20 protein-coding genes and 1 riboswitch are annotated in these 22,941 nt (G+C 45.2%); of the genes, 5 read left to right on the forward strand and 15 right to left on the reverse strand.

What is annotated here, in order from left to right; genetic code table 11:
- Nucleotides 1-148: 148 nt before the first annotated feature.
- From glnA to C0638_RS00385, 9 genes are all read right to left on the reverse strand, one after another.
- Nucleotides 149-1,573, reverse strand: a complete 1,425-nt coding sequence (gene glnA / locus C0638_RS00345) for a type I glutamate--ammonia ligase (protein ID WP_013370134.1) — start codon at nucleotides 1,571-1,573, stop codon at nucleotides 149-151.
- A gap of 266 nt (nucleotides 1,574-1,839) precedes the next feature.
- Entirely contained in the window at nucleotides 1,840-2,883 is a 1,044-nt protein-coding gene (gene aroF, locus C0638_RS00350; protein WP_025676390.1) for a 3-deoxy-7-phosphoheptulonate synthase, read from the reverse strand.
- Between the two features lie 266 nt (nucleotides 2,884-3,149).
- Nucleotides 3,150-4,106: a 4-hydroxy-3-methylbut-2-enyl diphosphate reductase gene (locus C0638_RS00355; protein WP_014599573.1), complete on the reverse strand. Its 957-nt coding sequence runs from the start codon at nucleotides 4,104-4,106 to the stop codon at nucleotides 3,150-3,152.
- Between the two features lie 111 nt (nucleotides 4,107-4,217).
- Entirely contained in the window at nucleotides 4,218-5,696 is a 1,479-nt protein-coding gene (locus C0638_RS00360) for a sensor histidine kinase (RefSeq protein ID WP_013370130.1), read from the reverse strand.
- Nucleotide 5,697: 1 nt separating this feature from the next.
- The gene (locus C0638_RS00365; RefSeq protein ID WP_013370129.1) at nucleotides 5,698-6,387 is read right to left on the reverse strand and encodes a response regulator transcription factor; all 690 of its coding nucleotides are present in this window, start codon (nucleotides 6,385-6,387) and stop codon (nucleotides 5,698-5,700) included.
- A 151-nt stretch (nucleotides 6,388-6,538) separates the two neighbouring features.
- A complete protein-coding gene (locus C0638_RS00370; protein ID WP_025676389.1) occupies nucleotides 6,539-8,122 on the reverse strand; it encodes a S1C family serine protease in 1,584 nt (527 codons plus the stop codon).
- A gap of 196 nt (nucleotides 8,123-8,318) precedes the next feature.
- On the reverse strand, nucleotides 8,319-8,627 hold the full coding sequence (locus tag C0638_RS00375; protein ID WP_058711781.1) for a hypothetical protein: 309 nt from the start codon (nucleotides 8,625-8,627) through the stop codon (nucleotides 8,319-8,321).
- Nucleotides 8,628-8,711: 84 nt separating this feature from the next.
- A complete protein-coding gene (locus tag C0638_RS00380; protein ID WP_013370126.1) occupies nucleotides 8,712-9,287 on the reverse strand; it encodes a 3D domain-containing protein in 576 nt (191 codons plus the stop codon).
- A gap of 61 nt (nucleotides 9,288-9,348) precedes the next feature.
- Nucleotides 9,349-10,230: a putative sporulation protein YtxC gene (locus tag C0638_RS00385; protein ID WP_040101779.1), complete on the reverse strand. Its 882-nt coding sequence runs from the start codon at nucleotides 10,228-10,230 to the stop codon at nucleotides 9,349-9,351.
- 239 nt (nucleotides 10,231-10,469) lie between these two features.
- Here C0638_RS00385 and C0638_RS00390 point away from each other — a divergent pair, with 239 nt between their 5' ends.
- The 4 genes from C0638_RS00390 (at nucleotide 10,470) to C0638_RS00405 (ending at nucleotide 13,734) form a co-directional block, all read left to right on the forward strand.
- On the forward strand, nucleotides 10,470-10,865 hold the full coding sequence (locus C0638_RS00390) for a hypothetical protein (RefSeq protein ID WP_058711780.1): 396 nt from the start codon (nucleotides 10,470-10,472) through the stop codon (nucleotides 10,863-10,865).
- 198 nt (nucleotides 10,866-11,063) lie between these two features.
- Complete coding sequence (locus tag C0638_RS00395; protein WP_017426654.1) at nucleotides 11,064-11,558, forward strand: cation:proton antiporter regulatory subunit; 495 nt, start codon at nucleotides 11,064-11,066, stop codon at nucleotides 11,556-11,558.
- A 4-nt stretch (nucleotides 11,559-11,562) separates the two neighbouring features.
- On the forward strand, nucleotides 11,563-12,789 hold the full coding sequence (locus C0638_RS00400) for a cation:proton antiporter (RefSeq protein ID WP_058711779.1): 1,227 nt from the start codon (nucleotides 11,563-11,565) through the stop codon (nucleotides 12,787-12,789).
- Between the two features lie 84 nt (nucleotides 12,790-12,873).
- Complete coding sequence (locus C0638_RS00405) at nucleotides 12,874-13,734, forward strand: YitT family protein (protein ID WP_058711778.1); 861 nt, start codon at nucleotides 12,874-12,876, stop codon at nucleotides 13,732-13,734.
- Between the two features lie 346 nt (nucleotides 13,735-14,080).
- Here the strand turns inward: C0638_RS00405 and mqnC are convergent, their stop codons facing one another.
- The 4 genes from mqnC to metA all read right to left on the reverse strand — a co-directional run bounded on the left by mqnC (nucleotide 14,081) and on the right by metA (nucleotide 18,957).
- A complete protein-coding gene (mqnC, locus tag C0638_RS00410) occupies nucleotides 14,081-15,214 on the reverse strand; it encodes a cyclic dehypoxanthinyl futalosine synthase (protein ID WP_058711777.1) in 1,134 nt (377 codons plus the stop codon).
- A gap of 341 nt (nucleotides 15,215-15,555) precedes the next feature.
- Nucleotides 15,556-16,734: an aminotransferase class V-fold PLP-dependent enzyme gene (locus C0638_RS00415; protein ID WP_058711776.1), complete on the reverse strand. Its 1,179-nt coding sequence runs from the start codon at nucleotides 16,732-16,734 to the stop codon at nucleotides 15,556-15,558.
- Entirely contained in the window at nucleotides 16,731-17,915 is a 1,185-nt protein-coding gene (locus C0638_RS00420; RefSeq protein WP_013370118.1) for a PLP-dependent transferase, read from the reverse strand. The genes C0638_RS00415 and C0638_RS00420 overlap by 4 nt, the downstream gene beginning before the upstream one ends.
- Nucleotides 17,916-18,039: 124 nt before the next feature.
- A complete protein-coding gene (gene metA, locus C0638_RS00425; protein ID WP_013370117.1) occupies nucleotides 18,040-18,957 on the reverse strand; it encodes a homoserine O-acetyltransferase MetA in 918 nt (305 codons plus the stop codon).
- A gap of 116 nt (nucleotides 18,958-19,073) precedes the next feature.
- A riboswitch (SAM riboswitch) is annotated at nucleotides 19,074-19,200 on the reverse strand.
- 550 nt (nucleotides 19,201-19,750) lie between these two features.
- Here metA and corA point away from each other — a divergent pair.
- The gene (gene corA, locus C0638_RS00430; protein ID WP_013370115.1) at nucleotides 19,751-20,686 is read left to right on the forward strand and encodes a magnesium/cobalt transporter CorA; all 936 of its coding nucleotides are present in this window, start codon (nucleotides 19,751-19,753) and stop codon (nucleotides 20,684-20,686) included.
- Between the two features lie 158 nt (nucleotides 20,687-20,844).
- On the opposite strand, the gene C0638_RS00435 is transcribed toward corA, so the two are convergent.
- Nucleotides 20,845-21,852, reverse strand: a complete 1,008-nt coding sequence (locus tag C0638_RS00435; RefSeq protein WP_102163285.1) for an HRDC domain-containing protein — start codon at nucleotides 21,850-21,852, stop codon at nucleotides 20,845-20,847.
- Between the two features lie 165 nt (nucleotides 21,853-22,017).
- On the reverse strand, nucleotides 22,018-22,896 hold the full coding sequence (locus C0638_RS00440) for an ROK family protein (protein ID WP_172800007.1): 879 nt from the start codon (nucleotides 22,894-22,896) through the stop codon (nucleotides 22,018-22,020).
- Nucleotides 22,897-22,941: the final 45 nt, after the last annotated feature.

The following is a 22,941-nucleotide window of genomic DNA, read 5'->3' on the forward strand; positions in this document are numbered from 1 at the left end:
TGTTAATATATTTAACATCTTCATTTTGTAATATTCTTCTTAATGGTAAAAGGTCTCCGGCGTAAGACCGGAGACCTATCTTGAACAACAACTATTCCCCGCAGGCTAATGAGCGTTATTCAAAAGCAGCTATGCTATCGATGTAGTATTAGCAGTCAAAATACAAGCTGTATTCATGTGGATGAACACGGATATTCACCGATTTAGCTTCAGAACGTTTGAACTCTACATAGTTATCAATAAAGTCCTTCGTAAATACGCCGCCCTCAGTCAGGAATTCGTAATCGGCTTCCAGAGCGTCCAGAGCTTCATCCAGTGTACCAGGTACACTGCGGATTTTGCCTTTTTCAGCATCAGACAGCTCATAGATGTTAGTGTCGAGTGGACCATAGCCCAATTCGATTGGGTTCAGTTTGCGCTTGATGCCATCCAGACCCGCCATCAGCATTGCTGAGAAGGCAAGGTAAGGGTTAGCTGTGGAGTCCGGTGTACGGAACTCGATCCGACAGCCTTTAGGAGTAACAGCCGCTACTGGAATACGTACAGCCGCAGAACGGTTACCTTTGGAGAATACCAGGTTAACCGGCGCTTCGTAACCAGGAACGAGACGTTTGAACGAGTTGGTGCTTGGGTTGGTCAAAGCGATCAACGCAGGTGCGTGGTACAGAATACCACCAATGTAATGAAGAGCCATTTCGCTCAGATTAGCATAACCACCTTTTTCGTAGAACAAAGGAGTATCGCCGTCAAAAATAGATTGGTGAACGTGCATACCACTTCCGTTGTCCCCGAAAATTGGTTTCGGCATGAATGTTGCCACTTTACCATATTGACGAGCTGTGTTGTGTACAATGTATTTATAAACGAGCAGGTTATCTGCTGTTTTCTTGAGTGTATCAAAACGGAAGTTGATTTCCGCTTGGCCTGCTGTAGCCACCTCATGGTGATGGCGCTCAATTCTCAGACCTGCTTCTTCAAGCAAACGGCACATTTCACTACGAATGTCTTGTTGGGTGTCTACTGGTGCTACAGGTACATAGCCGCCCTTCACTCCCACTTTAAAGCCCAGGTTGCCGCCTTCTTCCTTGCGGTTCGTGTTCCAAGCTGCTTCCTCAGAATCTACGAAGAAGGAGGAGCTGTTCATGCCACTTTCGTAGCGAACATCATCAAAGATGAAAAATTCAGATTCAGGTGCAAAGAATGCCGCTGTGCCCACTCCTGCGGATTGCAGAAATTCCTCAGCTTTTTTAGCAATGCCACGAGGATCACGGTCATATTTTTCGCCGTCTGGCGTAGCAATGTCACACAGGATATTCAGTGTAGGATGCTGAGTGAAAGGGTCGATAAAAACCGCTTCTGGATCGGGCAGCATAACCATGTCGGATTCCTCAATGCCACGATAGCCGGGAATGGAAGAACCGTCGAAAGCAACACCGTTAACAAATGTTTCTTCATCTACTTCGGAAGCTGGCAACGAAATATGGTGAGCACGACCAGACAAATCTACAAAACGAAAATCTACCCACTCAATATTATTTTCTTGAATTGTTTTCAATACGTTTTCAACGGACATGTCTTCTTCCTCCCAATTTTTCCGAACATTAAGTCTTATACAACCCTGAAATGTTCATGATCGAATGTTTTTTTCTGTCGTCATTATAAATCTCAAACATGACACGGGTCAATAGCTATGTAAGGTATTTTTTAAACTAATGTCAGATATGCTTACGCCCTTGATAACATTTAAACAATACAAAAAGCCCGAAACATCGGGCTTTTTGGTGATTTTACTCTCATTTACTGCATTGCGGCAAAACTTTTATGCATTAATGTTAATAATTAGTTTTTAGATACGGCACTAGGCGTGTGGAATGTTTTCCCAATTGCAGGGGCTAACAGTTCTAAATCTTTTAGTAAATCTGCAAATTGATCCGGGAATAGGGACTGTACACCATCACCCGTCATCGAGTTGTCAGGGTCTGTATGCATCTCAATAATTAAACCATCCGCTCCGGCAGCTACCGAAGCCTTCGTCATAGGAACAACCAGTTCACGTCTACCTGTGCCATGGCTAGGATCGGAAATGACCGGTAAATGGCTCAACTGTTGCAAAACAGGGATCGCGGACAAATCGAGCGTATTTCTCGTGTAAGTTTCGAATGTACGGATACCGCGCTCACACAACATAACATTCGGATTGCCGCCTGCCAAGATGTACTCAGCAGCATTCAAGAACTCGTCATAAGTCGAGCTGAAACCGCGCTTGAGCAATACTGGCTTGCCGCAAGTACCCAGCTTGCGCAGAAGATCAAAGTTTTGCATATTACGTGTACCTACTTGCAGAATATCGGCGTATTCCGCGCAGATGTCTACGTATTCAGGTGTCATGACCTCTGTGATGGTCAAGAGATCGTGCTTCTGACCCGCCTCAGCCATCATGATTAAACCTTCTACACCCGTTCCTTGGAAGCTGTATGGCCCTGTACGCGGCTTAAAAGCACCTCCACGAAGGACTTGCGCTCCTGCAGCTTTGACCAATCCGGCAATTTCATCGATCTGTGCAGCAGACTCAACAGCACATGGTCCCCCCATAACGACAAGCTCGCCCCCGCCTATATTTACACCTTTGATGGAGATCACCGTATTTTCCGGATGAAAATCACGGCTGGCCAATTTGTAGGACTTCGAAATTTTAACCACATTTTCTACACCCTTCATTTGGCGTAGATGTTCTGCCAGCTTCGGCTCTACGCTTCCAATCAGCCCGATAATCGTACGATCCGATCCTCGCGATACATGAGCCTGCAATCCTTCTTTTTCAATAACTTCAACAATAGCTTGAATATGTTCTTCAGGTGTTTGAACACCAGCGATAACGATCATTTTTTTCTCCCTCTCTAAAAACCATATTTTACAATCACATAGATGATATTATGACACTTAGACGCTTGTTCGCTTTTAAGCTTTTATTCGTTAAAGCAACTATACCTGTTTTAGCTCGACTCGTCAAGGCTTAATTATCCCGACTTGTTCTATTTTTTTTGAATTAGTGTAGCTGGTCTAATTGGATAATATCGGCACTTAAACAGTTTAAAAAAAGCCGCTACCCGGACGTTTGTATCCGAATAACGGCTATAATCAATCACATACTATTTCGTCGTTTTTGACTTTTCTCGTACAGGAGGCAACAGTTTTTTCATATCAATGGTTCGCCGAATCTCCCATGTTTCCGGGTTATCCGCATCATACTGTTCCAAATACGTAATGACCTCTTTGGTAATCAGCGTAGGTGTTGAAGCCCCGGAGGTCACAGCTACTTTGGCTACGCCCTCAAGCCACTCCCTCTTCAGCTCGGTTATATCAGAAATACGATAAGCCGTGGTACCAGCTATTTCCTCCGACACCTGAGCCAATCGGTTGGAATTGTTGCTTCGCGGGTCACCGACTACAATTACCAGATCCGCCTGTCCTGCCTGCTCAGCTACCGCTTCCTGACGTACCTGCGTTGCCAAACAGATTTCATTGTGTATCTCGGCACCTGGGTACTTCTCCAGCAACTTCTTCATAATGTGCTTGATGTCCCATTGACTCATGGTTGTCTGGTTCGTAATCAGGATTTTGTCTGCTGACAGTGTAAGACCGTCAATCTCTTCTTCCTTTTCAATCAGATGAACATGGTCAGGAGCAATACCGATAGCTCCCTCTGGCTCTGGATGATTCTTTTTGCCAATATAAACAATCTGATAGCCTTCGGCTGACTTCTCCCGAATCAGATCATGTGTCTTCGTCACGTCAGGACAGGTTGCGTCAACCGTAGTCAATCCCTTATCCCGTGCCAGCTTGCGAACCTCTGGTGATACGCCATGAGCAGTGAAGATGACAGTACCACTCTCTACCTGGCTTAAAATCTCCATGCGGTTCGGTCCGTCCAATGTAATGATCCCTTCGTCTTCAAAGGAATTGGTAACATGACTGTTATGAACAATCATGCCTAGTATATAAATAGGCCGGGGTAAATCCAAATTTCTGGCTGCCTGACGAGCCAATACCATGGCATCGACTACGCCGTAGCAGTAACCCCGGGGCGAAATTCTGAGTACCTCCAAAAATAGCCCCCACTTTCTTCGACACAGTATACAGCTCCAATAACGGGACAGCTGTGGGCTTTTATGCCTCTACCGGCCAATTCTATGATGTAGTTCCCCTCCTATTATAGCCTATTCCAAAGGCGCGGAAAAGCTGACTGGAAGCCAAATGACAAAGGTCGTTCCTTCTCCTTGGCGCGTAACCACTTCCACAGACCCCTGATGTTCATCAATAATCCACTTGGCAATCGATAATCCCAAGCCAATTCCCTCTGTCACGCCGCGTGACTCATCTGCCCGGTAAAACCGGTCAAAAATAAAGGGAACCTCACTTTTGTCCATACCAATGCCTGTATCACTGATCCGTAGCCCCACCTGTCCCTGATATACAATTGCATCAAATCGGACTGTGCCTTCAGGTGTATACTTAAAAGCATTATCAATGAAAATGAATAGCATTTGCTGCAAATAATCTTTGCTTCCGTCCATATAAATACCATTCAACAACGAAAAGTCGCCTACATTCCATTCGGCCGTTCGCTCCAAAAACTGAGCACGACGAGCAACCTCGTTTACGAGCGGCTCCAGCGCAACAGGCATCTTATCGAACGTTTTCCCTGTGTCCGCTCTTGCGAGTGACAACATATCGCTCACCAAGCGACTCATTCGTTTGCCTTCATCCGCCATGTCATTCAGCGCCTCCATGGAAAGCTCGCGAATCATGGCTTCATCCATATTCGGTCGCTCGCCCGGTTCAGTAGTCCACATTTTGAGCAGAAAATCAACGTTGCCACGAATCGTCGTCAAGGGTGTGCGCAGTTCATGGGAAGCATCGGCCACAAAGCGGCGCTGCGCACCATATGCATCTTCAAGTTCCTTGTAGAACACTTCTGTACGCCCCAGCATGTTGTTAACCGTCCCGATCAATTGTCCAATTTCATCTGGCGGACCGTCATATTCAATCCGAACACTCAAATCATTACTCGATTGAATCTGATTGGCCCCCTCAATGACCTTAACCAGCGGCTTCATAGATTTGCGAGCCAGGAAGAGACCAGAGGTCGCAGCAGCGAGTAAGGCAAATAATGAACCGTACACAAGCACATTTTGTAACCTGTTCATGAGTCGGTCCTGAGAGCCCGTGAATTGCCCTACCTGTAGCAGCCCGACCACCAAGCCCAATTCCTCGGATTTGATCGACTGTTGATAAATCATAAAGGAATCACCATTTACGTTCACACGCCGAACTCCCTCATTTTGAACTGCTCCTGCCGCTGTAGACGGAACAGGGAAGGTGATACTAAGGTCTTTCATATTTTGGGTCGTTTTAGTTACACCGGACGTATAATTATAAATTTGAACATATAGCTGTGAGTCATCTATTCCACGCCCCTGCTCCAATCCAAGATCCAGGTTAGGGACCTCAAACAATCCCCCTTTTATAATAAGGCGTAATTGCTTGTTAATCTGTGGCGCCTGAGTCATAAGCTGACTTTTCACTTCATTATATGTGTAGTAATATACTAGTCCGTAAATAGCCAGACCAAAAATGACAAGCACTATAGCCAAGATGCTCGAATACCAAGCTGTCAGCCGCCACCGAATAGACATATTACACATCACCTCTTAAAATATAGCCAGCTCCCCGAATTGTACGAATAAGCCGTTTGCCACCATCCTGCTCGGTTTTTTGTCGCAACATGGCAATATATACTTCCAGCACATTCGATTCCCCGCTATAGTCATAGCCCCAAATTTTATCCATAATCAGATCACGCGACAGAACGCGTTTCGGGTTTTGCATGAACAAATGGAGCAGTTCAAATTCTTTGGCCGTCAGTTCCAAGCGTTTGCCACCACGAACCACTTCACGCGATTCATTATCCAGTTGTAAATCCTCGAAGGTAAGCCGATTCCCATTATTGTCCTGCTGTTCAGTTTTACGCCGCAAAAGCGCTCGCACTCGTGCCAGCAACTCCTCCAGAGCAAACGGCTTCACGAGATAATCATCAGCCCCCAGATCCAGACCCTTCACCCGGTTCTCCACCTCATCCTTGGCTGTAAGCATTAGGACAGGTACCGTGCTTCCTCCCTCTCGCATACGCCGGCAAACCTCAAAACCATCGACCTGCGGCATCATTACATCCAGTACGACCAAATCAGGCTCAGCTGTTAGCATTTTATTTAATCCCTCTGCTCCATTGGTGGCTGTCAGCACTTCATATCCTTCAAAAGCCAGCCCTCTGCGCAGCATGGATACGATTTTTTCATCGTCATCAATGATCAGAATAGTAGAACGCATACACGATCAAACTCCTTTATCTCTTCTTCTTTTCCCTCTATTGTAGCAGGAGTAGACGCGTGTAGCATCTTGCCACCGCATACAGCAAGAAACGGAAGGGGCGTCTTCCTTCCGTTTCTTACGTTCATGTTCAATTTTTAGAGTTATTCTCCTACTGCTGAAGAGTCGAGCTAAAATCATTTTTGTTGCCTATTTTCAGCTGAATATCTTTTTTCTGCCCGGCTCGTTCGATGTTAAGCGTAAGTGCTGTACCCACTTTTTGTTTTTGGATAAATTGAATTAACTCCTGTGATGTGCTATAAGGCGTGCCATTGGCTCCGATAATTACATCGTAAGGACGCAGATCGGCCTGATAAGCTGGTGATTTGTATATAATATCCCGAACAACCGAGCCTTCGGTCAGAGATGTACCCAATTCCTTGGCTACTTCAGGGCTCAAGTTTAGCAGACTTGCACCAATGAAAGGTACAGGTTCTTTCGGAATAGGTTGGTTATTTTTCAGCTTATCGACGACTTCCAAAATCGTATTGGACGGAATCGCAAACCCGATCCCCTGTGCATCTGCACTAACAGCTACGTTCATACCGATAACCTGCCCTTGAAGATTTAACAACGGTCCGCCAGAGTTACCAGGATTAATGGAGGCATCCGTCTGAATGAGATGCTTGTATTGCGTCGGTTTTCCAGTTGATTCACTGTTAATGGTGATAGTACGCTCTTTCGCACTTAGCACACCGGCTGTTACTGAATGTTCAAAGCCTTCTGGGTTACCGATTGCAACCATCCACTCGCCGACTTTAGCGTTATCGGAGTCTCCCAAGGTTACGGTAGGGAAGTTATTTTTTCCTTCAATTTTAAGAACTGCCAAATCTAGATCTGCATTTTTGCCCAAGACCTTGGCTTCGTAAGGCTTGTTGGTTCCTTCTACTGTAACCTGAACCACACTCGCGCCTTCCACAACATGGTTGTTGGTCAGGACGTAACCCGATTTATCAAAAATAAAACCGGAACCAATACCCAGCGGAGTCAGCTGTCCACTGTTGCTACCTTCATTTTCGTTACTATTGCCGCTGCTGCCACTATCGCCATACTGATTACCGAAAAAGTATTGATACAGCGGGTCATTGTAATAAGGGCTGCTTTGTCTGCCGCTGCCAGCACTCGATTGCTTGGCAAGCGTTTCAATTTTGACGACTGCCGGACCAGCCTTGGCCACAACAGATTGAACATCAGCCGTACCTGAAGGCATCACAGCTGGAACTGCGCTTGGAGACGAGTTAGTGGTTCCCGAATTCGTCGTTTCTCCGCTTTCAGCTGCCGCCGAAGTCAACGCTGTCTCCGGTGTGAACATATTGGTTCGGTCAGCTGTATACATCAATACCGTAATGACCAGCATTCCGGCTAAAAAAGATAATAAGATCGTTTTTACCTGCGACTTGGGCTTATTGGGTTTAAATTGCCAGTTTCCACTATTCCGACCAGAACCATCCTGTTGCTCAGGCATAGCACGTTGATAAGAGGAAGGAAGCGGTCTCACTGCCTGTGGTGGCGTAATCTCAACGTCCTCCACCGACTGCCCTTCCCTGCGTTGTCCGTCCGACTGCACTGAGGAAAAAGGGCCATAGGAATAATAATATGAGGAACCGTTTGAATCGTTTTGCCGAGTTGCTTTATCGTTATCAACCTGATCATTGTCGTTCCGGCGCCCGGAATTATTATTTTTAAATTCGTCCATTGTATATCTCCTCCCAAACCCTATGCTTCAAGGTGGTGTTGTTTAACTGACTTTATTTTGCACTTTAAACCTTAATTCCACCTTAAAAAAAATTAAAAAGGAGATAAAACCTCAGACCTATTGTATCTAGCCACTTTTACTCAACGCGAAATGCTCCGGAATTCAATCCGGAGCATTTCGTGTTGAGTATGCTTTTTTATTTTGTGTTAAAGTTCTCGTCGAACTTTTCGTTCGGTGTTTGTGCATTGCTTTGAATTTTGCTGCGACTGGAGTTTTGAACTTTTTGCGCTACTGCACTTGTACCGCCTTGATCTGTCGCAAATTCTTCGTCATACTTCTCATTTGGTGTTTGGAAGTTGTCTTGAATTTTATTTTGTTCAGACTGCTTTACCTTTTGAGAAACAACGCCTACCGTATCATCTTGTGCAAATTCCGCTTTGAACTGATTTCCTGTGTTTGCCTTGAAGCCTTTGTTCGTGAAAGAACTTCCGCCTTGATTTAGCATATTCCTCAACCTCCCAGTATGGTTTGCGGGATAAGCTCATCCCGAAACATAGTATGTGAAGTCAGGAAAAACAATATTCAAGGATTATATGGAAGCATCCAGTGTCTCGGGCGGAATGGTCTTATGCGTTTCTATCGCCTTTTGCAGCGATTTTATCATTTTTTCTGTACATTTTCCGTTTCCTTTTTTTATGATTTGAACATCCACATCTTTCTTGCCCCATTCAGAATACACCTGCCGGATTGTTTTAAAATACAAGTCAATTTTATTGCCCTTAATCGCTGAACCTGTATCTGCTACAATCCCGTAGCCGTAACCTGGAATGTACAATATGCTGCCCAAAGGAAACATCTTCGGATCAGCCGCAATCGTGGACAGTGTATTTTTGTCACGACGCACTTTTACACCGGAATACGTAATACCGTAACCGGGATGATTCGGCCGTTTGCCAGTGGATTCATAGCCTGCTGTATATCCTGTTGCCGTGACCGTCATGGTCGTAATAACCTGCTCTTCGCGTGGAGCCAAAACAGGTGCAGACTGCCATTTCTTATGCTGGACCGGTTCTTTGTGACCGTAAACCTCATTGCCGGGCAATACCAGACAAATTGCGATTAACATGGCTCCCAAAACCCGTTTCCATACCAACATGGATCTCATAAAAAACCTCCCCTTGAGGCAAAGGCTTTCCAGAAATCCATGGGTTTATACGAACTATTGATTATTTTTGAACATCCTGCCCCGGATAAAGTCTGCTTAGCTTCACTTTATCTTCAAAAATATGCAGGAGCGTCCGCACAATAGGGGTGTGCTCATCGTCTGTGTGCAATATAATGGAAGCAGGAGATATCGAAATAAGGGTACTGACGATTCGATCTTCAACCTCCATCTCCAGTTCAATACCGGGCATTTCCACAATAATATCATCTGCATCAGGAGTCGGTATGGGTACCATGGCACTATCGAGAATGGTAAAATCATGCCCCCCTTGGTGAAGTACATGCACGAGTGGAACTTTGCTTTCCTGAAAAAACACAAAATATTTAAGCAGCCCCATAAATTCTTCGTATTGCCGATCTGCCCAGAATTCTTCCATGGCATAGTCAACGATTTCTTCAAGCTCTTTTTTATACGCATGCAGTCTGAATTGAATAAGCCCTTCCAAATTGATCACACGAAGCTCCTTGAAGTCCTTTTCCAGGAGAGTGGTCAGCTTACCATGACGCTTTAAACGTCCTCGGGGACCATCATCATTTAACAGTGAGCGAATCATACTACGAATTTGTTCAACGTCCTCTTTCTCCAGCAACGAGCAGGCTTTGTTGAGAATATGATTGAGTATCCTCCACTCCCTGACTTCGATAATATAATCCGCTATTGCCGAAGACATGATGCTGTATACACAGGGAAGAAAGCTTTCAAACGCCGAATTGCTTTCAGTGCCCTTGCAGGTCCATGCCACTTTGTTGTCCAGCTGTCTGAAAGTGAATCGAAATCCGCGCCGTGACATATGTAGTCCCTTGGTTCTACTTTTGACCACTTCGTAAAAACGGTCGGTTTCTTGATCTCCGTCTGTATTGGTCCACACTGTAAACAGTTCCATTGGCTCACTCCTTTCGATCACTGCTTTCAGTATATGGCGGCCTCCGAAGGGTTATACGAAGTGAACGACTGGAAACAGAAAGACATATGCAAAAGAGGCTGATCAGGTTTCAAAGAGACGTGAAGCGTGTTATAAACAATTACCGTGATTAGGTAAAAAACGAAAGCCGTTTGAATATTTAGGGTGGGGTATGTTAAGGTTATAGTGATATGAATTTTTCACAAGAGGGAGGAGATAAGATGTCAACGATGCTGAACATGCTGCGTACATTCATGATCGTCATATTGAGCCTCGTTCAGATTTTGTCCCTCCCTGTGACGTTTCACGCGGAAGATACCACTCAATCCCTTCAATTTACTTTAGGTTCTTCACTTATGCCTCAGGCTGAGGCTACTTCGTTAGAAACGGATTCTCACGGTCTGGAACATCATTCCAAACCAGCGGTACGCAAATCCTCCCCGTTACTTCATCTGGTGATTGCTGCGGCTAAATCACTTCCCTTTGTCATTTTGATAGCGCTTGTGCTGCTCATGAGAATTCCTAAGCTACGTCTGCCTTTTATTCCTGTCATCTGTAAGCTAAAGAAGCAATTATTCTTATTCCCCATCAAATTCACCTCTAGTTATGTGGCTTAACCTCCTTTTAGCATGCATATCACCACAATTGCTTGTCTCTTTGCTAACTTTTCCTATTCATCTAATGCGTAAAATTTAATTTTCTATTTTTTATTTAAAAATTGATAAATTCTAATTTTATCATGTCATTCCCAAAGTATGTGATTTATTTCCCATATCATTCACTTAAATAAACGTATTATACAGGAGGCTTTATAAATGGATATTCGAGAGTCTATTTTGCCAGGAATCGGAATTAAGTATCGAATAGATGCGGAGAGTGGTGACCGAATTGTCATTATTATTCATGATGATGGCAGACGTGAACTATATCACTTTGATTACGAGGATCTGGAACAAAGCATTTCTATGACAACCCTGAATGATCAGGAAGCACGATTGGTAGCCTCTATCATCGGTGGTATGACTTATAAGCCCAAGCAGCTTGAAAGTGTAGAAATGACTTTTGACGATTTTATTATCGAATGGTATAGAGTGGAATCCCACTATGCAAGTGTTGGCAAATCCATCGGGGAACTGGATGTAAGGCAAAATTCGGGTGCCACGGTTATTGCCATTGTGGAGAAAAAGGGAAAAAAGTATGTAAATCCTGGCCCTGAAGTGATTATTAGCGATGATGCCACTGTAGTTGTTGTTGGAGAACGTGACCAGCAGAAACGCTTTAAACAAATCCTTATGAACGGAAGCGGGTGATTGGATGGATCATCTGGTATTTGAGGTTGGATTGGCTATTGCTCTAATCGCTGCAGTCGGGCTGATATCCTCCAAACTGCGCTTCTCGGTCATCCCTTTTTATATTCTGATCGGAATGGCAGTTGGACCGCATGCGATGGAGCTATGGCATTTTGATTTTCGGTTTATCGAAAGCGCCCCGTTTATTGATTTTATGGGGAGAATCGGAGTGCTGTTTCTTCTCTTCTACTTAGGGTTGGAGTTCTCAGTAGGTCGGTTGATTAAATCAGGTCGTTCCATTGCTGTAGGCGGTACCATTTATATTGGCATCAATTTTACACTGGGGCTGGCTCTGGGCTTCCTGAGCGGCTTTCCTATAGCAGAGACACTGGTTATTGCCGGAATTACGACAATATCATCCAGTGCTATTGCAGCCAAGGTGCTGGTCGATCTCAAGCGTACCGCTAATACTGAAACAGAAATGATTTTAGGTATTATTATGTTTGAGGATGTTTTCCTCGCCGTCTACATCTCCATCCTCTCCGGATTGGTTCTTAGCGATTCTTCCTCGCTCGGGGGTGTACTGCTATCGGCACTCATTGCGCTTGGCTTTATGCTTGCAGTTATTATTATCGGTCGAAAGGCCGTCCCTCTGCTAAATCGGATTCTCCGTATCCGCTCCAATGAGGTATTCGGACTTGTTGTTTTTGGCTCACTGTTTCTGGTGGCTGGCTTTTCGGAAACGATTCATGTAGCGGAAGCTATTGGAGCCCTGCTGGTTGGTCTAGTACTGGCCGAAACGGAACACGCCAAACGGATTGAGCATTTAATTGTTCCTTTCCGTGATTTCTTCGGTGCCCTGTTCTTCTTCAGCTTCGGACTGTCCATTGATCCGCTGTCATTAGGAGGTAACGCCATATGGCTTGCGCTGGCAGCAGTCCTTCTCACACTATTTGGCAATATTTGGGCGGGTATGCTGGCTGGGCGTACGGCGTCCTTATCTCCCAAAGCATCCGCAAATATCGGTTTGACTATTGTGGCGCGAGGCGAATTTTCGATCATCATGGCCAACTTGGGTAAAGAAGGCGGTTTGCTTGATATTGTTCAACCTTTTGCAGCCATCTATGTACTCATACTGGCAATTCTTGGACCACTTCTGACAAAGCAGTCAAAGCCTATCTTTAATATGCTAAACAAAATATTCAAATTTAAGGACCCTCGTTTACGAAAGGAAGAAAGCAAATCGGCGTAACTGTAAAAGCTGGATACGACAATCCATAGGAGGGAAGGCTATGCCGCACGCTGTAAAACATGCCGAAACTCTATGAGGCGGCTTGTGAAGCCCGCTTCAGGAGATGCGAGCAGGTTCCCTGTCTTTTATACGGTGATTGGCGGAATTACGGCATCCGTCGGTCTGGAATTGTTTTTACATCCGCACGATATGATCGCTGGAGGCGTTACAGGAATCTCCAGACTCATGTCGCTTTACACACAGGAGCATTTTGGATTGCTGCTATTCGTATTAAACTTGCCACTAATGCTGCTGTATTCTTTGTCTACTCACAAGCCCATGCTGCTTCGCGCACTCCCCGGCTTGTTTGCCTTTTCAGGCTCAGCCATCATTCTCTCGCCTTTTCCGGCAGTGAGCGGCCATCCGGTCGTATGCGCTTTGGGAGGCGGAATCTGTATTGGGCTTGGCGCAGCGCTGACAGCTCGTCACGGGGGGCTGCTTGATTCACTAGGACTTAGCGAATCTGACGATGGCCGTCCATCCACTTTGGTACTAACCCATCGGAAAATCCCGTTAATACAGATTGTAATGTTGTGTAATGGCCTGCTGCTTATTACGGCTGGCTTTGTGTTAGGATGGGAGCCAGCCCTCTATTCCGCCTTATCCTGTCTCGCTGCTTACGAAACGACCCGGCTGATGTTTACTGGTCTGAGACGCACGGTCTGTATTGTCAGCAAAAAACAGCAAACTGTCGAAGATGCCATATATCGCAGGTTGCGTTTACACGGCACACCTATTGAAGGCTCTGCCCAGATAAAGGGTATGTTGAAAAGTGAATCAGATAAAAAAGAACAAATGGTCATCGTTTACAGCGTTCATCTTCTAGATTTGCAGCGCTTTAAGGCAGTCATCCAAATGGCAGACCCACAGGCTGAGATCATGCATATGAAGTGCTGGGAAACGTAGCAAAGCCCAATATATTAACCAAAATACGCTTTTACTCCATTGTCATGCGGATTGGCAATAATGATAAAATATAGCTAATATGTAGACACTAAAAAAGAGTAAGGATGTTGTAGCATCCCTACTCTTTAGCAACAGCCGCTTACAAGGGCGGTGGCAGTTCAAAGATTTGTTCACCGAAATAGACCGTATACCTTTGGAGAGGGCGGTCCTTTGCAGGAGACTAGCCTGCGCCCATCTAAGCCATTCTGTTGTTTCTAACAGACGACAAAGAACGCTTATCTACATCAATCCCTCCATTGGATTAGTGATAGATAAGCGTTCTGGTTATAGCGCCTAATAACAGGTCTTAATTTTGCATAATAAAGTCATGCTCAATACTGCTGGCACTGTCAAAAGTACGAATAATATCATAACGGGTATTGCGCTGTGCCGGAATGTGATCCGTCTCACGGATCAACTGTAAAATGGATTCAATGTTGACCTTATACGTTGCACCTGCAGCGGAAACTACGTTCTCCTCAATCATGGTGCTGCCAAAATCATCGCAACCGTAGTACAGCGATTTTTTACCGATTTCCGGTCCCATGGTTACCCATGAAGACTGGATATGCTTGATGTTATCCAAAACAAGACGACTGATCGCTACAGTTTTCAAATACTCCTCTGGCGTCTGGCGTTCCTTCTTCAGGTTGGTGTTGTCTGGTTGGAAGGTCCATGGAATAAAGGCCAAAAATCCTTCAGAGTTATACTTGTTTTCAATGCATTCGTCCTGAGCATCACGGACACGCAACAAATGCAGTGCACGCTCCTCCATCAACTCGCCAAAGCCGATAACCATCGTAGCTGTCGTGTTCATCCCAACCTTGTGAGCTGTTTGCATAACATCCATCCAATCACGCCAGGAGCCTTTGAGACGGCTAATTTTGCGGCGTGTGCGGTCGTCCAAAATTTCTCCGCCTCCGCCTGGCAGCGAATCCAACCCAGCTTCATGAATGGCCCGAATCGTTTCCTCCATGGATAGACCGGATTTTTCCTTCATTTTGTGAATTTCAGCTGGTGAGAAGGAGTGCATCGTGATATCGGGAAAACGTTCCTTAATAGCTTTTAGCAAATCGGTATAATAGCTGAACGGCAGATTTGGATTTACACCGCCTTGCATTAGGATTTCGGTGCCACCTACTTCCTGCGTTTCCTTAATTTTTTGAAAAATTACCTCATCCGGCAAAACATAACCTTCATCGGAACCCGGTCTACGGTAAAAAGCGCAAAAGCGGCAGTATACGTCACACACGTTCGTATAATTAATATTTCGTCCGATGACAAAGGTTTTTATGGGATCGGGATGCATGCGATTCATGACTTTATTTGCCGCATGACCTATTTTTTCAACCTCGTCTGATTCGAACAAAGCAACGGTATCCTCTAAATTCAGGCGTTCGCCGCGTAGGGCTTTATCTAAAATATGGTCGATTACACTCATGGTGTATCCTCCTTCGCTGTCACAGGGCGACGAAATGAAAGACAGGACTTATGAACGAGAATGCTTTCACAAACCTGCGTTCGAACCCTGTCGTAATGTATGTTCATGACTAGCCTTGTATGTTGTCTGTGCTATTTAGCATAGTAAAACCTAATGATAATACTAACATATCTTTAGGTAAGGAACCATACTTAGACTGAAAAGTGCCTTTTTTCACACTGTCCTTCATGTCATTCATATAGAAAACAGCAAGTCTCCTGAATACCGGAAACCTGCTGCTTAAAGCTGTACCTATTTGCTTCCTTCGTATAACGTTAAGCTGCTGCGGATGTGCTAACGTTCTAGCGCAACGCCTCATCCAGATCACGGATCAGGTCATCAATGTCCTCCAGACCTACGGAAAAACGGAGTAGACCGTCCGTAATCCTGCGCTCCAACCGTACACTTTGCGGCATAGCCGCATGTGACATCATTGCTGGGTACGACAAGATACTTTCCACAGCTCCCAGACTCACCGCCACAATGGGAATACGTACACGACTGAGGACCTCTTTTGCACGCTCACCAGAACCCACATCAAACGATATCACTGCACCATAACCGCTCGATTGACTCTCATGAACTGCACGCCCTGGATGGTTCTCCAAACCCGGATAGTATACCGCTTCAATGTCATTGCGCTCGTTTAGCCAGTTTGCAAGCTTAGCTGCACTTTTTTCGCTGTGAGCCATACGCGCCTCTAGTGTCTTCATCCCACGCATAAGCAACCAAGACTCTTGCGGAGCCAGCACGGTACCCAATCCATTCTGCAGCTGCTTGATTTGTCTCCCCAATGATTCAGTACGAGCTACCGCAAGTCCTGCCAGTACATCACTGTGTCCACCTAAAAACTTGGTCGCACTGTGCAATACAATATCGACTCCCTGCTCAATCGGACGTTGATAATAAGGTGTCATAAAAGTATTATCCAATAACGTCAACAGCCCATTATCTCTTGCCCAAGAGGTTATTCTTGCCACATCGGTAATTTTGAGTGTCGGATTAGAGGGGGTTTCCATATACACAGCCCTTGTATTTTCCTGCAACGCCTCTTTCACAAGGTTGAGATCCGTCATATCAACGAAGGTCGTTTCGATATTCATCCGTTTCAAGATGGAGGTCAGCAGTCGATATGTTCCTCCATATACGTCCTCCGAAACAATGACATGATCACCAGCCGATAAGAGCATAAATGTAGTGGAGATAGCAGCCATACCAGAGGCAAAGGCAAAACCGCAAGCTCCGCCTTCTAATAATGCGATATAATCTTCTAAAGCTTGTCGTGTCGGATTACCTGAGCGGCTATAATCATGCTGTGGAGGATTAAAAATATCATGATGGTGAAAGGTCGAAGCTTGATAGATCGGGACACTCGATGCCCCTGTAACACTGTCAATTTCAGAGCCAAAATGCAGCAGCTTGGTTGCGAATTTCCGCCCTTTGTCCTGATCCTCTCCGATCTTCCTCGCATCCTCTATCATTGCTGCTCCCCTCCTTCTACTTCTTGACGTGCCGCTTCCAGTGCCGAACGCAAATCTTCAATCAGGTCATCTGTATGCTCGATACCTACGGAGAAACGAAGCAACCTGTCATCTACCCCGACTGCATCCCGAATTTCTGCCGGTATGTCCGCATGTGTCTGCACAGCAGGATAAGTCATTAGCGATTCCACACCGCCCAGACTTTCGGCAAACGCAATAAGCTTAATATGACGAAGCAAAGGCTCCACATAACGAGCATCCTTTACTTTAAAGGAGAAAATCCCTGTGTTTCCGCTGGATTGTTTATTTTGTATCTCACGACCCGGATGACCTTCAAGCGCCGGGTAAAATACTTCCGCCACTGCCGGATGCGTCAGTAAATAATTAGACAACACCGTTGCATTATGCTCATGTCGATCCATGCGCAGAGCTAACGTCTTCATCCCCTTCATCAACTGATAACAGTCGCTCGGGGAAAGCACGGCCCCTATGGAATTGTGCAGGAAGGAAATTTCAGCTGACAGCTCTTTTCCTTTGGTTACAATCAACCCTGCCAGCACATCGTTGTGCCCGCCCAAATATTTAGTTGCGCTATGTACCACAATATCCGCACCCAGTTCCAATGGCCGCTGGAAATATGGTGTTAGCAGCGTATTATCTACAATAGTAAGCAACTCATGTTGTGATGCCCATGAAGCCACCGCTTGAATATCAGTTATCATCATTAACGGGTTTGTAGGCGTTTCTATGAATACAGCTTTGGTATTCGGTCGACATGACTGTTGGAGTGCTTCAAGATCGTTTGTATCCACATAGCTTGCGGTCACACCAAATTTGGATAAAATACGCTCTAGCAAACGATAGGTCCCGCCATAAAGATCCAGCGATACAATGAGGTGGTCTCCCTGTCCAAACAATGCAAATACAGTTTGCAGCGCTGCCATACCTGAGCTGCAAGCAAAGCCTGCATCACCAGATTCAAGTGCAGCAGCAGCCTCTTCCAGTACCTTTCGCGTGGGATTAATCGTCCGAATGTAATCAAACCCAGTGCTTTGGCCCAGACGGGGATGGCGGAACGCCGTAGATTGGTAAATCGGGTAATTAACAGCCCCAGTTACTGGCTCCTCAATTGAACCAATTTGTGCCAATCTGCTTTCGATTTTCCACTGTTTCTCACTCATATGAATCCTCCTGTTCACTTCCATAGTAGGTGCTATAACATATGCTGCAAAAATGGATGTCCAAGACTATACTGCTGCGCTACTGCAAGGTGTTACTGTATAAGGGTAAACGACAAGCCCCTTTTTAAATCTGAGGTCCGATATCATAAGGTGTTTCTTGGTATACATAATAGTTAAGCCAATTTGAAAACAATAAATTAGCATGAGCTCGCCAGATAGAGGGTGGTATGCGTTCAGGATCATCGTTAGGAAAATAATTTTTGGGGACGTCAATATCCAGTCCTTTGGCCACATCGCGGTCGTATTCCCATTTAAGTGAAAGCGGGTCATATTCAGAATGCCCTGTTACAAAAATTTGTTTACCGTCAAGTGTGGCTACCAGGTATACTCCAGCTTCCTCGGATTCGGATAAGACTTCTAATTCGGCAATATGATCAATATCTTCCCGCCGAACTTCTGTATGTCTGGAGTGAGGAGCATAAAACAGTTCATCAAAGCCGCGTAGCAATTTCACTTTAGGTTTAATCACGGTGTGTGGAAATACGCCAAAGCATTTGGTGTCGAGCCCGTATTTAGGGACATCGAAATGATGGTATAAGCCTGCCTGTGAGGCCCAACAGATATGCATGGTCGAAGTTACATTCGTTTTCGTCCATTCAAAGATTTGCCGGATCTCCTCCCAGTAGTTCACATCCTCAAACTCAAGCTGTTCAACCGGTGCTCCTGTAATGACCATGCCGTCAAAACGACTGTTCTTGATCTCATCAAACGTTTTATAGAACATGTTCAAATATTCTTGCGATGTATTTTTGGATACATGAGACTTCATATGCACCAGCGTAACGTCCACTTGCAACGGCGTATTGCCGACCAAGCGTAACAGTTGGGTTTCCGTCGTTTCCTTGGTAGGCATTAAATTCAAAATGGCGATACGCAACGGACGAATATCCTGATGATAAGCCAAGCTTTCATCCATTACGAAAATATTTTCGCCCTCCAGCACTTCCTTGGCAGGCAGCGTGTCTGGGATTTTAATCGGCATGTAAACTCACTCCTTGATCGGTAAGTTGTGCGAAAATCGTCTGGTAGAGATGCCAGCATATAATAAAAAGACCTTTCTCAGTTAGAGAAAGGTCATATTTGTATCCATATGCGCCTCTCTCATCTGTCAGGGCTACGCTTTTTTGTACAAAGCGCGAGTCCTGCAAGAATTAGCACCGTGCGATAAAAATCGCCGGTTGCCGGGTATCATCGGGCTAGTCCCTCCACCTGCTCTTGATAAGATTTCGCTATATTCATTTTGGGTTCACAAAGTTCTTGTTGTTCACTTTAATGCATCGGCTGGGCTTCGTCAAGATGGACTTGTAAATTTGTGCCCTGCATTCACATTTTGTCTACCTTTTCCATAGGTTAAATCATATCCTCCCTGTCGCAGAAGCTCATATGACTGCTGTTGATTTTGCCCATGATTTTGCGCTTGAAAGGCCGTAGGCCGAGCGTTATACTATACAAGTGCTAATAGGCAAAAATATGGTGCAGCAGTGTAGATTAGAGTGTTTTCTGCGATACTGTGGCAACCTAAAAAAAGAACATTTGTGAGGTGAATCCGGAATGGAAGGCGACCCGAGTCCGAATAGGCGGCGATCCCTGAACAACAGCATAGGAATGACTTCAGCTTGCCGAAAGACGGGACGCCAGGCTCCGTATGCTCCAAAAGCCTTCTGCTTTTGATGGTATGCACGCTTACCCGAACCGGCTAACTGGCTAACTGAGTCCATTCCTTATGCTTAAGGTAAACGTATTTCCGTTACGACGGAGCATAAGGAGTGACATATATGAAAATCCGTTTGGTTAACAACGGGGTTTTTACCCCTGTCGAAGAAATTGAAATGGCGCTCACTGCACCGGCAGAAGGCTTTTATTGGATTGATGCCGATGTCGAGGATCTGACAGTGCTCCAGCCCTTATTTTCTATGCATGATCTTGCAGTAGAGGACTGTTTAAGTGAAGAAGAACAGCGTCCAAAGATTGAAATTTATGAAAGCCATTATTTTATCGTTGTAAATAGTATTCGTTTTGATGATGAAGAAATATTTTTGCGTGCTTTGAACATTTTTCTCGGCCGCCATTTTATCATTACGGTGACCAAGCAGAAAATCAATGAGCTTCGTACTCTCAAGCCTATGCTGTGGGAGCAGGAAGTCAGCCAGCCTGACCGTTTTATGTATCTGTTGGTCGACTTGATCGTTGACAACTATTTTCTGGTTGGTGACCGGATTGAGGTTCGTATTGAAAAGCTGGAAGAAGACATTCTAATGCATACGAAAAAGTCGCACTTGAACGAAATCATCGGCTTGCGCAGTGAGATTTTATGGCTAAAAAAAGTGCTCGGCCCGCAAAAGGAAGTCATCAATACCCTGAACAAACGGGATTTGCGACTTATCGACGATCAACTACAAAAATATTTTAGCGACATTTATGAAAATGCTGTGAAAATTTCGGAGACTTTCGAAACTTATCGCGACTTGATGGGGAACCTTAGAGAAGCTTATCAGTCAAGTATCGCCAACCGTGCTAATGAAATCATGCGTGTGTTTACCGCCATTACAACCGTATTTATGCCGTTGACGGTCATTACCGGAATATATGGGATGAACTTTGATAATATGCCTGAGCTTCATACACGTTATGGTTATTTTGTCGTCATTGGGATTATGGTGGCACTAGGTGTCAGTATGTTCTGTATTTTCCGCAAGAAGGACTGGGTTTGAAAAGAAGAGAGTAAACCAAAACTACCAAGCTGGGTGTTTATTCCGATTTTTCAAACTTGGTCATCAAAAGCAGCAGCTGATTCCTATGAGGAACTCGCTGCTGCTTTTTTTATATTGCACCTTATTTGTACTTTAGGGCACTTCCAATCGTCTCTATATTATCCAACATGTTGGTCAGGTACCTCCTGATGGCGGAACCGTACACGAATCAATCGCAATCGCTCATAAATTTGATCCATTCCTGTTTCCGTTGCTTTTTCTTCTCCATACACTTTTAGCATAATGGGCTTGAGCAGCGTATCTCCCAACTCTGCATAAGCAGACCAGATGGCTGCTTGCTCCTCCTCAGATACATGTGCCAATTCCGTGCAGATCAGCTTCTCCATATCCATTCCATCCCTATCCAAATGTTCCACAGCTTCAATCATTTCTCGACGGTGCAAGCCTGTCTTCATTCCGATATGCTCCAGTGAAAGACCGTCCGAAATACCTTCGATAATCGCTCTAGTCAGGCTAAACTTGTTTAGTTCCTGTCTGTACTGGTTTTCTTTTTGCTTGTACAGCCATGACAAAAAAACTTCTTCTTCAAGTGCCTCTGTTACCCAGTTCAGCGGAAATGGCGTAGTCCGATCATTTTGCTTCGTAATAGCCAATAGCTCCGTCCCATATTGCGACACCTTACCCAGGCCCATACCAGGCAGTTCTAACAATTCTTCTTCGGTATGAGGAAGAAAGACACTGATGAGTCGAAGTAGTCGATTCGTAGCGATAAAATAAGGTGCTTTTCGCTCAGTTGCTGCCTTTTGCCGTCTCCACATTGTCAATTGTTCATACACCTCATCACGCGGAAACAAATCACTATAGCAATACAGCTTTTGTAGCGTTTGTCCACGTCCTGATGATCCTTCTTGTTCATGAAAAACGCCATGAATTAGAGGCCTGTAGCCCTCAGCCATCTTGAGCGCCAGCTCATGACGGTATACATGCAGTAATTCCTGCCACAAACTGCCCTCATACCAAAGGTCGTCTATACTTTCATCTGGGACATGGTGTGTGCTCCAGCCTGCACTCCATCCCCCTTCATGTTGTCCAATCCATACCTGCGCAAAGTCCTCACAGCCCTGTTCATTCCGTTTGGACAAGCGATTTAAAAATACAATCTCCATGATTCTTCCTCCCTCATATAATTAGATTACTGACCCGCACAATACAAAAACGCAAAAAAAAGCACCTATCCCGCGTATTCGCAAGAAAGGTGCTTCCCTTTTTGATCCGTACTATGCTGTTGCCTATATGATAACCGGACCTTGAAGTACCGTCAACCATAAATTCTAAGAATTCAGCTTTTCCTTGGCCAAAGCCAGAGCTCCGCACAATCCAGCATTGTCACCCAATCCTGGAGATACGATATATTGCTCAATTTCTGTAGTCAGACTTGAATGCTGTACATACCCGTTTAAAAGTTGTTGAAGCTTGGTACGAATGAGCGGGAACAGCTGATCCTGCTTCATTACTCCGCCGCCCATAATAATTTTTTGCGGTGAGAGGATTAAAATATAGCTCATTAGAGCCTGTGCCAGATAATGCGCCTCCATTTCCCAGGCAGGGTGATCCACAGAAAGCTCGTGTCCTTTAACCTTCCATCTTTTTTCGAGCGCCGGACCGGCTGCCAGTCCTTCCAGACAATCTCCATGATATGGACATGTGCCCTCATAGTTATCCTCTGGATGACGACGTACCAGAATGTGTCCCATTTCCGGGTGGGACAATCCATGTACCAGCTTTCCGCCAACCAAAGCACCCGCTCCGATGCCTGTACCTATTGTAATATACAGACAGTTGTCCAATCCTTTAGCCGCACCCCAAATGGATTCACCCAGTGCTGCTCCATTTACATCCGTGTCAAACCCCATAGGTACATCGAAATGCTCCTTCAGTTTGCCGATCAGATTATAATTTCCCCAATGCGGCTTTGGCGTTGTTGTAATATAACCATATGTATCACTGCCTTCGATAGGATCAATTGGTCCGAATGAGCCTACACCCAGCGCTTCAATCCCTTTGCCTTCAAAAAATGCGATGACATTCTCCATGGTTTCTGCTGGAGTCGTTGTTGGAAAGCTTGCTCTTTCCAAGACCTCCCCACGTTCATTTCCGATTCCACATACGAATTTGGTGCCGCCTGCCTCAATTGCTCCCAATACTGTCATAGCTGTTGTAATCCCCTCTCCATGATCTCTCTTCACTATATTCAC

Origin of the sequence: Paenibacillus sp. lzh-N1, assembly GCF_002872435.1 — a bacterium.
Lineage (GTDB): Bacteria > Bacillota > Bacilli > Paenibacillales > Paenibacillaceae > Paenibacillus > Paenibacillus polymyxa_C.

What these genes read in the sequence shown, in the direction of transcription:
- glnA (WP_013370134.1), bottom strand. Translation starts at nt 1,573, where the DNA reads ATGTCCGTTGAAAACGTATTGAAAACAATTCAAGAAAATAATATTGAG.
- C0638_RS00420 (WP_013370118.1), bottom strand. Translation starts at nt 17,915, where the DNA reads ATGAGTGAGAAACAGTGGAAAATCGAAAGCAGATTGGCACAAATTGGT.
- C0638_RS00365 (WP_013370129.1), bottom strand. Translation starts at nt 6,387, where the DNA reads ATGCGTTCTACTATTCTGATCATTGATGACGATGAAAAAATCGTATCC.
- C0638_RS00360 (WP_013370130.1), bottom strand. Translation starts at nt 5,696, where the DNA reads ATGTCTATTCGGTGGCGGCTGACAGCTTGGTATTCGAGCATCTTGGCT.
- C0638_RS00380 (WP_013370126.1), bottom strand. Translation starts at nt 9,287, where the DNA reads ATGAGATCCATGTTGGTATGGAAACGGGTTTTGGGAGCCATGTTAATC.
- C0638_RS00440 (WP_172800007.1), bottom strand. Translation starts at nt 22,896, where the DNA reads ATGACAGTATTGGGAGCAATTGAGGCAGGCGGCACCAAATTCGTATGT.
- corA (WP_013370115.1), top strand. Translation starts at nt 19,751, where the DNA reads ATGAAAATCCGTTTGGTTAACAACGGGGTTTTTACCCCTGTCGAAGAA.
- C0638_RS00400 (WP_058711779.1), top strand. Translation starts at nt 11,563, where the DNA reads ATGGATCATCTGGTATTTGAGGTTGGATTGGCTATTGCTCTAATCGCT.
- C0638_RS00415 (WP_058711776.1), bottom strand. Translation starts at nt 16,734, where the DNA reads ATGATAGAGGATGCGAGGAAGATCGGAGAGGATCAGGACAAAGGGCGG.
- C0638_RS00385 (WP_040101779.1), bottom strand. Translation starts at nt 10,230, where the DNA reads ATGGAACTGTTTACAGTGTGGACCAATACAGACGGAGATCAAGAAACC.
- C0638_RS00375 (WP_058711781.1), bottom strand. Translation starts at nt 8,627, where the DNA reads ATGCTAAATCAAGGCGGAAGTTCTTTCACGAACAAAGGCTTCAAGGCA.
- C0638_RS00435 (WP_102163285.1), bottom strand. Translation starts at nt 21,852, where the DNA reads ATGGAGATTGTATTTTTAAATCGCTTGTCCAAACGGAATGAACAGGGC.
- mqnC (WP_058711777.1), bottom strand. Translation starts at nt 15,214, where the DNA reads ATGAGTGTAATCGACCATATTTTAGATAAAGCCCTACGCGGCGAACGC.
- metA (WP_013370117.1), bottom strand. Translation starts at nt 18,957, where the DNA reads ATGCCGATTAAAATCCCAGACACGCTGCCTGCCAAGGAAGTGCTGGAG.
- C0638_RS00390 (WP_058711780.1), top strand. Translation starts at nt 10,470, where the DNA reads ATGTCAACGATGCTGAACATGCTGCGTACATTCATGATCGTCATATTG.
- C0638_RS00370 (WP_025676389.1), bottom strand. Translation starts at nt 8,122, where the DNA reads ATGGACGAATTTAAAAATAATAATTCCGGGCGCCGGAACGACAATGAT.
- C0638_RS00395 (WP_017426654.1), top strand. Translation starts at nt 11,064, where the DNA reads ATGGATATTCGAGAGTCTATTTTGCCAGGAATCGGAATTAAGTATCGA.
- aroF (WP_025676390.1), bottom strand. Translation starts at nt 2,883, where the DNA reads ATGATCGTTATCGCTGGTGTTCAAACACCTGAAGAACATATTCAAGCT.